Raw genomic sequence first — 10,372 nt, 5'->3', positions numbered from 1 at the left:
TGCTTTCGTATAGGTCACCTGGCAGGACACGGCGGCGTGGGCCGGGGACGCGATCGTCGCCCCCGTGACCACGACCATGGCGCCGACCGCGACCAGCGCGACGCGACGCCTCAACGTGCGGATACTCACGAGATCTCCTCATGGAGCGGGTGCCGGCCGCATGTCCCGGATCGGGCCGTGGACGGGACGGATACGCGGCGGCCGCGCAGCGGCCAACCAGGCGCCGTCCGGTCCCACCGGTTGCCCTCGGCCGCCCGATCCGCGTGAGGCTCCACACGAGTAGATGCATCGTCGCATCGACCCTTGCTGATCACAAGGGTCGATCATGCAGCACTTTTCAGCGCCCTCTCAACGTTCCCAGGCAATGCACAGCAGGCCGCGAGCCCGCATCACCTGTGCTCACTCCCACCAGACGGCCATGTGCGGGTGCAGCCGATCCCTCAGACACGACGAGTGGGTCCACATCACCTGCATGACTTTCGAGCCGGCCATCGGGGCCAGCTGCACCTGCATCCCGTACTCGTCCTCGCTGACCCGGATCACGTCATGGCAGAAGCAGCACGTGGCTCTCGCACTGTCGCCAGCCGTCGGCCCCATCTACGGCGTCCCCCTTCCGTCGTGTCTCCCAGAACCACGCGACAAGGCTCGGCGGCGGTTCGCATACACATCCTCGGTGGCGCCTTCATCTTTTTGATGTGCCCACATCAAAAAAGATGTAGGCCGCGCAGAGCGACACCTCCCGTGCGCCGGCCCGTGCGGCTGACGTGTGGACGGCGGCCTCGTCGAAGTCCTGCCGCACCGTGGGCAGCGGCGGCGACAGGCACACCGTCCCGGCGAAGTCCTCAGTCGCGCAGCACCCGGCCGTGCCGCTCGCCGGTGAACCGGCCCGCCTCGACCACCACGTGGCCGGCCAGCACGACGTGCTCGACGCCGGTCGGCCGCACGTCGGGCACGGCGTAGGTGCCGTCGTGGCCGATCGTCGCCGGGTCGAACACGACCAGGTCGGCGACCGCGCCCTCGCCGACGAAGCCGCGCCCGGTGAGGCCGAACTGGTCGGCGATCGCCGAGGTCATCTTGCGGACCGCCTCGGGCAGGGTGAGCAGGCCGCGCTCGCGCACGTACTCGCCGAGCACCCGCGGGAAGCAGCCCCAGGTGCGCGGGTGCTGCAGGCCGACCGGCGGGCCGTTGTCGGAGCCGATGCCGATCAGCGGATCGGCCATGATGGTCTCGACGTCGTCCTCGGCCATCAGCGTGATCACCATGCCCGCGCCCGGGTCGCCGAGCAGCACCTCGCACAGCGTGTCGAAGGCGTCGCCCGCGCCCGCCAGCTCGGCCAGGGTGCGGCCGGTGACCTCGGGCCGGGTCGCGTGCGTGGTGACGAAGACGTCGGCCGGGGTCGCGCGGGCCCAGAAGCCGTTGGGCTGCGTCAGGTCCTCGGCCAGGGCGCGCAGCCGCGCCCGCTCGGCCGGGTCGGCGAGCCGGGCCCGCATCGCCTCGGTGCCGCCGACCAGGGCAGCGCCGGGCAGCAGCGCGTTGAGGAAGGTGCCGCCCGCGCGGTACGGGTACTGGTCGCCGCGCACGTCCACGCCGGCCAGGCGGGCGGCGTGCAGCTTGGCCAGCAGCGCCTTGCCGCCGCCGTGGTTGGCCTTGCCGGCGACCTTGCAGTGCGAGACCTGCAGCCGGACCCGGGCCTGCGTCGCGATGGCGATCGCCTCGTCGAGGGCCTCGGCGAGCCGGTCGTCCTCGTTGCGCAGGTGCGTGGTGTACGGGCGGTTCCAGCGGTGCGCGACCCGGGCCAGGGCGACCAGCTCGGCGGTGTCGCCGTAGCTGCCCGGTGGGTAGATCAGTCCGCTGGACAGGCCGACCGCGCCGGCCGCGAACGCCTCGTCGGCCAGGCGGCACATCTGCTCCAGCGCGCCGGGGCGCAACCGCTCGTCCATGCCGTTGGCGTACGCCCGCAGGGTGTTGTGCCCGACCATGGCGGCGATGTGGTTGGTCGGGCCCGCCGCGGCGATGTCGGCGAGGTAGCCGGCGAAGTCGCGCGGCACGACCGGCACGCCCCCGGCCAGCTCCCCGAAGAGCGGCCCGGTGGCCTCGATCGCGGCGGCGTCCAGCGGCGCGAACGAGAACCCGCAGTTGCCGACGATCTCCGTGGTGACGCCCTGGAACAGCTTGAACGGCTGCGGCTCGGGCATCAGCGGCACCGGGTCGGAGTGGCTGTGCGCGTCGATGAAGCCCGGCGCGACGGCCAGGCCGGTCACGTCGAGCTCGCGGCGGGCCGGGCCCAGGCCGGCGCCGACGGCGGTCACCCGGTCGCCGGTGATCGCGACGTCGGCGACGGTGCCGGGGCCGCCCAGCCCGTCGTGCACGGTGCCACCGCGCAACAGCAGGTCGTGCATGGTTCGAGCTCCTCGGGGGAAGGGGTGGTGGCGGCGCGGTTTGCGGACCGCACGCCGGATCATGAACAGGTCAGGTGGTGACGCGGGCGCGACCCGCGGCCGCGAAAGCGATCAGGCCGGCGGCGATGAGGGGCATGCCGACGCTGAACAGGGCCAGCGCGCCGAGCCCGCACAGCAGGATGCCTGCGGCCAGCAGGGCCGGGGCGCGCCGCCGCCGGGAGCCGAGCGCGCCGCCGAGCGTCAGCGCGGCCGCGACCAGCAGCGCGCCCACGAACCAGAGCACCGGCGTGCCGCCCTGCTCGACGACGGCTATCACGTAGCCGCCCGCCGACAGCAGGCACAGCAGCACCGCGACCAGCGGCAGCCAGTCGATCCGGAGCCGGGTACGCGCAGCCACGCCGTCATTGTCGCCGACGGCGGCGGTCCCGGTCCGGCCAAACGGGGCGAAGAGGTCAGCGGGCGATCCATTCCGTGGCGGTGGTGACCTCGGCGAGCGCGTCGGGGTCCGGGTCGACGCCCACGCCCGGCCCGGTCGGCACGGCCAGGTGCCCGTCGGCCAGCACGAACGGGGCGGTGATGTCGCGGCGGAAGTAGCGGTCCGAGGCGGACGTGTCGCCGGGCAGGACGCAGCCGGGCAGCGCGGCCAGGGCCACGTTCGCGGCGCGGCCGATACCGGTCTCCAGCATGCCGCCGACCCAGACCGGCACCCCGTTGGCGGCGCACACGTCGTGCACCCGGCGGGCCTCCAGGTAGCCGCCGACCCGGCCGGGTTTGATGTTGACGACCGACGTCGCGCCGAGCGCGATCGCGTCGGCGGCGGCCCGCGCGCTGGTGATCGACTCGTCGAGGCAGATCGGCGTGCGCACCTGCTTCGCCAGCTCGGCGTGGCCGCGGATGTCGTCCTCGGGCAGCGGCTGCTCCATCAGCAGCAGCTCGAACGGGTCCAGCTTGGCCAGGTGGCGGGCGTCGGCGAGGGTGTACGCCGTGTTCGCGTCGACCTGGAGCAGGATGTCGCCGAAGCGCTCGCGCACCGCGCGCACCGGCTCGACGTCCCAGCCGGGCTGGATCTTCAGCTTGATCCGCAGGTAGCCCTCGGCCAGGTAGCCCTCGACGGCTTCGAGCAGCTCCGGGATCGAGTCCATGATGCCGACCGAGACGCCCGCGGGGACCCGGTCGCGCACCGCGCCCAGGTGCGCCGCCAGCGGCATGCCCGCGATCCGCAGCTTCGCGTCCAGCAGCGCCGTCTGCACCGCCGCCTTGGCCATCGGGTGGCCCTTGATCTTCGCGAACGGCACCTCGACCTGGTACGGATCGGCGTCGGGCAGGCTCAGCACCGCCGGGATCAGGAAGCGCCGGATCACCTCGGCGGCCCCGTCCACGTACTCGCTGGAGTACAGCGGCTCGGACATCGCCACGCACTCGCCCCAGCCTTCGGCCCCGTCCTCGGTCACCGCGCGCACCAGCAGCACGTCGCGGTCGTGTTCCACCCCGAACGAGGTGCGGAACGGGCTGACCAGCGGCATCGCGATCCGGCGCAGCTCGAACCCGGTCACCTTCATGACTTCTCCTCCAGCACGTACCAACCCTCACGGCTCATCCCGGTGATCCGGTAGCCGGTCTCCAGCGCCCCGCAGATCGCGTCGCGTACCGCGGCCCGCCACAGCTTCGCCACGTCGCGGTGCTCCACCCGCAGCCGCTCGATGTCCGCCGGCACCGCGACCAGCAGCACCCGGGCGTCGGTCGGCGGGCGGGTCGGCGGCAGGGTCGGCGCGTCGGTCGAGGTGCGGCTCAGCAGCTCGGCCGCCCCGGCGGCGCGCAGCGCGGCCAGGTCGACCTCGCGCACCTCACCCCGGGCGGCGGCCGACGCGGCCGGGGACAGCAGCTCCCAGCGCACGTAGACGCGATCGGTCGCCTCGCCGGTGTTGATGCCGTCGTTCATCTCGCCGTAGAAGTCCGGCAGGTACTCGGCCGCCGTCGCGCCGAGCTTGTGCAGGTTCACGTACGCGTTACGGCGTACCAGCGGGTCGAAGGTCCAGCAGATCTCGCCGATGCCCCGGGCCAGGGTCCAGGCCCGCTGGTGCTGCTTGAGCGCGAAGCCGACGCCGCCGCTCTGCTTGGCGGGGTCCACCCCGGCGATGTGCGAGTGCAGGTGGCCGGCGCCGAAGAAGCCCACGGCCGCGCCGATCAGGTCGTCGCCGCGGTATGCCCCGACGACGTAGTTGCCGGAGTGCTCCAGCGCGCGCAGCATGCCGGCGTTGATGAGCTGGTCGGGCGAGTCGGCCCGCCAGACCCGGCACAGCAGGTCGGCCGCGCGGTTCTGCTCCGGCACGGTGGACAGCTCACGCATGCGTACGCCCAGCCGGTCGGCCGCGGCCCGCGCCAGCTCCTCGGCCCGCACCACCGCGTCCACGGTGATCTGCTGCGTCACGTCGCCCCACTCTCCCGCCGACTCGTCATGCCCTGAGCGTATGGCCGGGCAGGTCGCCGCTGATGGTCGCGGTCGACGAAAGCGGCCACCACCGGTGGTGCCCGCGCACATGGCGGCTGGTGGGAGGTCAGGGCACCGGGCTGACCGTGGCGACGAGCGTGAGCGCCTCGTCGAGCGTGCACGGCCGCAGCACACCGTCGGGCAGCTCGTCGGGCCAGCCGGGGCCGGCGGCCGCGACGACGGCGGGGCGGTGCGGCAGCTCCAGCACGGCGCGCAGCGTGGCGAGGTCGGCCGTCTCGGGCATGTGCGACCACATGACGACGATGGCCGGGCCGGTGCGGCGTACGGCGTCGAGCAGGGCGCGCGGGGGGACGCGGGCGCCGAGCAGCCGGGCGGCGACGCCGCGTTCGGCGAGCGCGGCGGCCAGGGCCTCCAGAGGCAGGCTGTGCTGCTCCTCGTCGGCGCAGGCCAGCAGCACCGGCACCGGCGAGCCGGGCGCGGGGCGGCGCACCCCGCCGAAGACCTCGCTGACGCAGCGCGAGACGAGGTGTTCGACGTCGACGAGGCGCTGGGTGGCGGCGTGCCGGTTGCCGATGCCGACGAGCACGGGCACCAGCAGGTCCTGCCAGGCGTCGACGACGCCGTGCTCGGCGACGGACTCCTGCACGAGGTGGCGCACGGTGAGCGCGTCGAGCCGCATGGCGGCGCGGGCCAGCCCGCGGGCCTGCGCGCCGGCCGGGCCGACGGCGACGGTGTGCCCGCCGCCGTCGCGGGTGTGCGGGCGCTCCTCGGCGAGTTGCGCGATCCCGTCGGCGCCGGCGGAGCGAGCGACGCGGGCGGCTTCGGCGGCGGGCACGCCCTGGGCGGTGAGCCGCCGCATCGTCTCCAGGCGGGCCAGCGCGTCGGCGTCGTAGCGGCGGTGGTGGCCGGGGTCGTGGCCGCTGGGGCCGAGCCCGTAGCGCTGGTGCCAGGTGCGCAACGTGGTGACGGCGATGCCGAGCCGCCGGGCGACGGCGCCCGCGCTCAGCCCTTCGTCCTCGCCTGCCACGTCAGCAGCCTATCGCAGCGTACAGTTGCGTTGATTGCTGCATCGTTATCTCCCGCCGACGTCTGGGGATGATCATGAATACCGTCGTCCTGCTGCTGACCCGCGATCTGCGCGTGCACGATCATCCCGCGCTCGCCGCCTCCTGCGCCAACGCCGAACGGGTGGTCCCGCTGTTCGTCGCCGACCCGGCGCTGACCGTGCCGGACAACCGCCGCCGCTTCCTGCTGGAGAGCCTGCAGGACCTCCGCGACGGCCTGCGCCGCCGGGGCGGCGACCTGCTGGTGCGCTCCGGCGACCCGGTCGCCGAGGCGGTGCGCACCGCCCGGGAGGTCGGCGCCGAGGGCATCGCGCTGACCGCCGACGTGTCCGGGTACGCGGCGCGCCGGCAGGAGCGGCTCGCGCGGGCCTGCGCACGCGAGCGGCTCGCGCTCAAACTGTTCCCCGGCGTCACGATCGTCCCCGCGGGCGAGGTCACCCCGTCCACCGGCGGCGACCACTACAAGGTGTTCACCCCGTACTGGCGGGCCTGGCAGTCGCGGCGCTGGCGCGGCACGGTCGCCACCCCGCGCAAGGTGCACCTGCCCGACGGCGTCACCGGCGACGACCCGCGCACCGTGCTCGGCGACGCGAAGAGCGAGTCGCCGCACCCGATGAGCGGCGGCGAAAGTGAAGCCCTGCGCCGGGTCAGGAACTGGAGGACCAAGGCAGCCGCGTACGCCGACCGGCACGACGACCTGCCCGGCGACGCCACCTCGCGGCTGAGCCCGTACCTGCACTTCGGCTGCCTGTCCCCGCTCGCCCTGGCCACCACCGACGGCATGCCCGAGGCGTACCTGCGGCAGCTGTGCTGGCGCGACTTCTACCACCAGCTGCTGGCCGCGTTCCCGAAGCTCGGCACGCAGGCGTTCCGGCCGGGCGCGCAAGAGCAGTGGCACGACGACCCGGAAGCGCTGCAGGCGTGGCAGGCCGGCGAGACCGGGGTGCCCATCGTGGACGCCGGCATGAAGCAGCTCGCGGCCGAGGGCTGGATGCACAACCGGGCGCGGCTGGTCACCGCCTCCTACCTGACCAAGACCCTCGGGCTGGACTGGCGCGACGGCGCGGCCTGGTATAACCGGCTGCTGATCGACGCCGACGTGGCCAACAACTACGGCAACTGGCAGTGGGTCGCCGGGACCGGCACCGACACCAAGCCGTACCGGCGCTTCAGCCCCGACCGGCAGGCCGAGCGCTTCGACCCCGACGGCGAGTACGTGCGCCGCTGGACCGGAACGGGCGGTCAGCCCGCCCGGCCGTAGCCCCACCCCATCCGGGTCCGCATCGGGTCGGTGCCCGTCGCCGTGACGTGCGCGATCAACACCGATCGCAGCGGCTCCGGCGGGTCCGGCCGCCCCTTCCAGTCGAGGTCGGTGAACAGCTCGGCCGCCCCGTCGAGCTGGGCAGGTGTCGGCGGCGCCGCGGCCAGCACCTCGAAGATCGCCTCGGCGGGCTCCTGGAGCAGCATCCGCCGTGGCGCGAGCTCGTGCCAGGGCGTACCGCCCCCGGGCACCGGCGGGGCGTGCGGAGTGAAACCCGCCCAGGCCAGCAGCACCGCGATCCGCTCCGCGGCATCGGGGAAGCGCACGGCGGTGAGCTCGGCGAGCCGCTCCTCCGCGTCGTCGTCCTCCCGGCGGGACGCGGCCTCGGCGGCCTCGGTGAGTCCGGGCGGCGCGGCCCGCACCCATGCGACCCGGCGGACCTCCTCCTGCGCCGCGTACTCGGCCAGCATCCGCTGGATCTCGCGGGGTCCGGTCAGGCCGTGCTCGGCGAGCCAGTCCGTGAGCGCGGGGCCGTCGCGCAGGTCGGCGTCACTGTCGCCGATGCCCCGCAGGCCGGTCTGGTGGTGCAGGGTCCACTGGGCGATGTCGCGGCCGGCCGCGTCGCGCACGAGGATCGTCGGCGAGCCCAGGCACCGGCACCGATCGCCCGTGCCGCCGTCCACGATGGCCAGCAGCTCGGCCAGCTCGCCGATCTCGGCGCCGGACACCGTGATGCGCTCGGCATCCGGTTTGTCCAGATTGTAGGGCGACGCCTCGACGATGACGACCTCCGCGGCCTCGCCGAGGATCCGCCGCAGCGCGGCCGTGGTGGGTGGCTCGTCGTCACGGATGCCCAGGGAGAAGTCGTCGCGGTGGCCGGTCACGGCGGGCAGCGTACCGCGGGCGGCGGCAGCCCGTTGCGCCGTGATCACCGGGCCGCCGGAACAACAGGTGTCGGTGCGCGCCGCTACATCTTTTTCGATGTGGGCACATCGAAAAAGATGTAGCCGCACATGGAACAGCACCCTCCAGCAGCGGTACCGGTTCCGCGGCGAAGGACGGCCGCCCACACTGCACTTCTACCTGCACAAACGCGGGCCGTGCAGGGTCAGAGGGCAGACTACGCGAGATGGATCTCATCGCCCCACGGGCCGCCCAGGCTCCACTTTTCGCCTTGACCTGCTGATACGCAGTCCGGACCAAGATCACAGACCGCGTGATCATGGACTCTGGACCAGGGTTGGCGAAACGTCAGGCCGCGGGCGCGCCGGAGCGGGTCAGGTGCTCGCGCGCCGCCGCGACCAGGGCCTTCGGGTCGTCGGCCCACACCCGCACGTGCGTGACGGGCTCCGTCGGCCCCTTAGGGAGCTGGAACACGGTCGGCTCGCGCAGCACCACGTCCACGTTGGTCTGGCTCAGGATGACGACGCTCATCACGGTGCCGTCGGCGGTCTGCTCGTACTGGAAGGTGCGGCTCGCCGGCAGCGAGCGGTTGCGGGTGCTCACCGAGGCCACGTTCGCCCACGGGATCGACAGGGTGATCGTCGCCGCGTGGCGCAGCCGCAGGCCGGACGGCACGACCAGGTGCGGGTGCACCTTCACCATGGCCAGCAGGCCGATCATCCAGGCCAGGCCGTACACGCCCACGAACGCCAGGGCCAGGCGCGCGCTCTCCCACGGCAGCAGCAGGTCGACGGCCGGGATCTCGATCGCGGAGATGATGATGAACACCCAGATCACCGGCGTCATCGCCTTGGCGTAGCCGAACGCGGCGCCGCCGTCCTCGGCCACCAGCGGCCGGCGCAGCACCCAGCGGTAGAGGCTGCGCCACATGCCCACCTCGTACGCGAACAGCCGGCGGGCCAGCCGCCAGCCCTGCTGCCATCGGGACGGGGACGCGGGGGTCGTCATGAGGGCTCCTCGCCGGGGGTGGTGGTCAGACCGGCCGCGCGCAGCCGGTCCACGATCTCGCCGAGGCCCGCGTGCAGGCACTCGAACCGGTCCTCGGACATGCCGCCGAACAGCAGGTCGGCGAATCCGGCCTGCTCCTGCTCCATGGCGGCGACGACCGCCGCGCCGCGCTCGGTGAACGAGACCAGCAGGGCCCGGCGGTCGGTGGGGTGCGGCCGGCGGGTCACGAAGCCGGTCGCCTCCAGCCCGTCCACCAGGCCGGTGACGGTGCGCGCGCTCACGCCGAGCCCGTCGGCCAGCGCCCGCTGGGTGCTCGGCCCGGTGCTGCGCAGCAGCCAGAGCAGGGTGGTCCGGGACGGGGTGAGCCCTTCCTTGGCCAGGCTCTCGGTCATGTCCTTGTTGAGCAGCACGACCAGTTCGAGCACGCGGTCGAGCGCCGCCAGGTGCCGCTGCTCGGCCATCGTTCCTCCCGAGATCGTGACGCACACTCACTATGTGCTAGGTACACAATGATGGCACACCACTATCTGCGCGGCAAGGAGGGCCACCGGGTGGCCGGATGGTTGTCCGGCTCTCGCGTGCGCTACAGATGACAGGAGCCGGCGACCCCGGCTCACGTGATCGAGGGAGCAGACATGCGCGTACCCGCGCTGGAGATCCGTGCGGCGGCTGGCGGCCCGCGGGCGCTGGTGATCCTGCTGCACGGCGGAGCGGCCGACGGGCACGGGCGGGCGCACCGCGGCCGGGCCGCGTACCTGCGCATGGTCCCGTTCCAGCGGGCCCTGCCCGGCGACGTCACGGTGTGGCGGCTGCGCTACCGCTTCCGGGGCTGGAACGGCGCGGCCGCCGACCCGGTACGCGACCTGGAATGGGCCCTGGACCAGGCCCGCAGCCGCCACCCCGGGCTGCCGGTCGTCCTCGTCGGACACTCGATGGGCGGGCGCGCCGCCCTGTGGGGTGCGGGCGATCCGCAGGTCAGCGCCGTCTGCGCGCTCGCACCGTGGATCGAACCCGGCGACCCCGTCGAGCAGCTCGCCGGGCGCACCGTCCTCATCGCCCACGGCGTCGCCGACCGGATCACCGACCCGGCCGCCTCCCGCCGGTACGCCGCCACGGCCGAGAAGGCCGGAGCGGACGTCACCTTCCTCGCCGTGACCGGCGACGGCCACGGCATGCTGCGCCGCGCCCGGTACTGGCACCGGCTCGTCGGCGATTTCGTGCGCGCGCAGATCCCCCGCGGCGAGCCGGACCGGGTCCGGACAGCGTGATGCGGGCCGGGCATGGCGCC

At 73.7% G+C, this 10,372-nt stretch carries 10 protein-coding genes; 2 read left to right on the top strand and 8 right to left on the bottom strand.

The features are described 5' to 3' along the window. Positions 1–842: 842 nt before the first annotated feature. From Cco03nite_RS35395 to Cco03nite_RS35375, 5 genes are all read right to left on the bottom strand, one after another. Positions 843–2,399, bottom strand: a complete 1,557-nt coding sequence (locus Cco03nite_RS35395; protein WP_203698322.1) for an N-acyl-D-amino-acid deacylase family protein — start codon at positions 2,397–2,399, stop codon at positions 843–845. A gap of 70 nt (positions 2,400–2,469) precedes the next feature. Continuing rightward, positions 2,470–2,796 (bottom strand): hypothetical protein, encoded by a 327-nt coding sequence (locus Cco03nite_RS35390; RefSeq protein WP_203698320.1) that lies wholly within the window; start codon positions 2,794–2,796, stop codon positions 2,470–2,472. 55 nt (positions 2,797–2,851) lie between these two features. Beyond that, complete coding sequence (menC, locus tag Cco03nite_RS35385) at positions 2,852–3,958, bottom strand: o-succinylbenzoate synthase (RefSeq protein WP_203698318.1); 1,107 nt, start codon at positions 3,956–3,958, stop codon at positions 2,852–2,854. Then, the gene (locus tag Cco03nite_RS35380) at positions 3,955–4,827 is read right to left on the bottom strand and encodes a GNAT family N-acetyltransferase (protein ID WP_203698316.1); all 873 of its coding nucleotides are present in this window, start codon (positions 4,825–4,827) and stop codon (positions 3,955–3,957) included. Before Cco03nite_RS35380 ends, menC begins: the two co-directional genes overlap by 4 nt. Before the next feature lie 127 nt (positions 4,828–4,954). Beyond that, positions 4,955–5,875 (bottom strand): MerR family transcriptional regulator, encoded by a 921-nt coding sequence (locus Cco03nite_RS35375; protein ID WP_203698315.1) that lies wholly within the window; start codon positions 5,873–5,875, stop codon positions 4,955–4,957. A gap of 68 nt (positions 5,876–5,943) precedes the next feature. On the opposite strand from Cco03nite_RS35375, the gene Cco03nite_RS35370 reads away from it, so the two are divergent. Continuing rightward, the gene (locus Cco03nite_RS35370) at positions 5,944–7,173 is read left to right on the top strand and encodes a cryptochrome/photolyase family protein (RefSeq protein WP_203698313.1); all 1,230 of its coding nucleotides are present in this window, start codon (positions 5,944–5,946) and stop codon (positions 7,171–7,173) included. Here the strand turns inward: Cco03nite_RS35370 and Cco03nite_RS35365 are convergent. From Cco03nite_RS35365 to Cco03nite_RS35355, 3 genes are all read right to left on the bottom strand, one after another. Next, positions 7,155–8,057, bottom strand: a complete 903-nt coding sequence (locus Cco03nite_RS35365) for a hypothetical protein (RefSeq protein WP_203698311.1) — start codon at positions 8,055–8,057, stop codon at positions 7,155–7,157. The two genes, Cco03nite_RS35370 and Cco03nite_RS35365, sit on opposite strands and share 19 nt — an antisense overlap. A gap of 367 nt (positions 8,058–8,424) precedes the next feature. After that, positions 8,425–9,084, bottom strand: a complete 660-nt coding sequence (locus tag Cco03nite_RS35360) for a hypothetical protein (protein WP_203698309.1) — start codon at positions 9,082–9,084, stop codon at positions 8,425–8,427. Continuing rightward, positions 9,081–9,545, bottom strand: coding sequence for a MarR family winged helix-turn-helix transcriptional regulator (locus Cco03nite_RS35355; RefSeq protein WP_203698307.1), 465 nt, complete (start codon positions 9,543–9,545; stop codon positions 9,081–9,083). The genes Cco03nite_RS35360 and Cco03nite_RS35355 overlap by 4 nt, the downstream gene beginning before the upstream one ends. A gap of 174 nt (positions 9,546–9,719) precedes the next feature. Here Cco03nite_RS35355 and Cco03nite_RS35350 point away from each other — a divergent pair, with 174 nt between their 5' ends. Continuing rightward, positions 9,720–10,352: an alpha/beta hydrolase gene (locus Cco03nite_RS35350; RefSeq protein WP_203698305.1), complete on the top strand. Its 633-nt coding sequence runs from the start codon at positions 9,720–9,722 to the stop codon at positions 10,350–10,352. Positions 10,353–10,372: the final 20 nt, after the last annotated feature.

The sequence above is a fragment of the Catellatospora coxensis genome (genome assembly GCF_016862635.1).
Classification (GTDB): domain Bacteria; phylum Actinomycetota; class Actinomycetes; order Mycobacteriales; family Micromonosporaceae; genus Catellatospora; species Catellatospora coxensis.
Note: the sequence above shows the minus strand (reverse complement) of the source record. Positions and strands in the feature narration are given on the sequence as shown.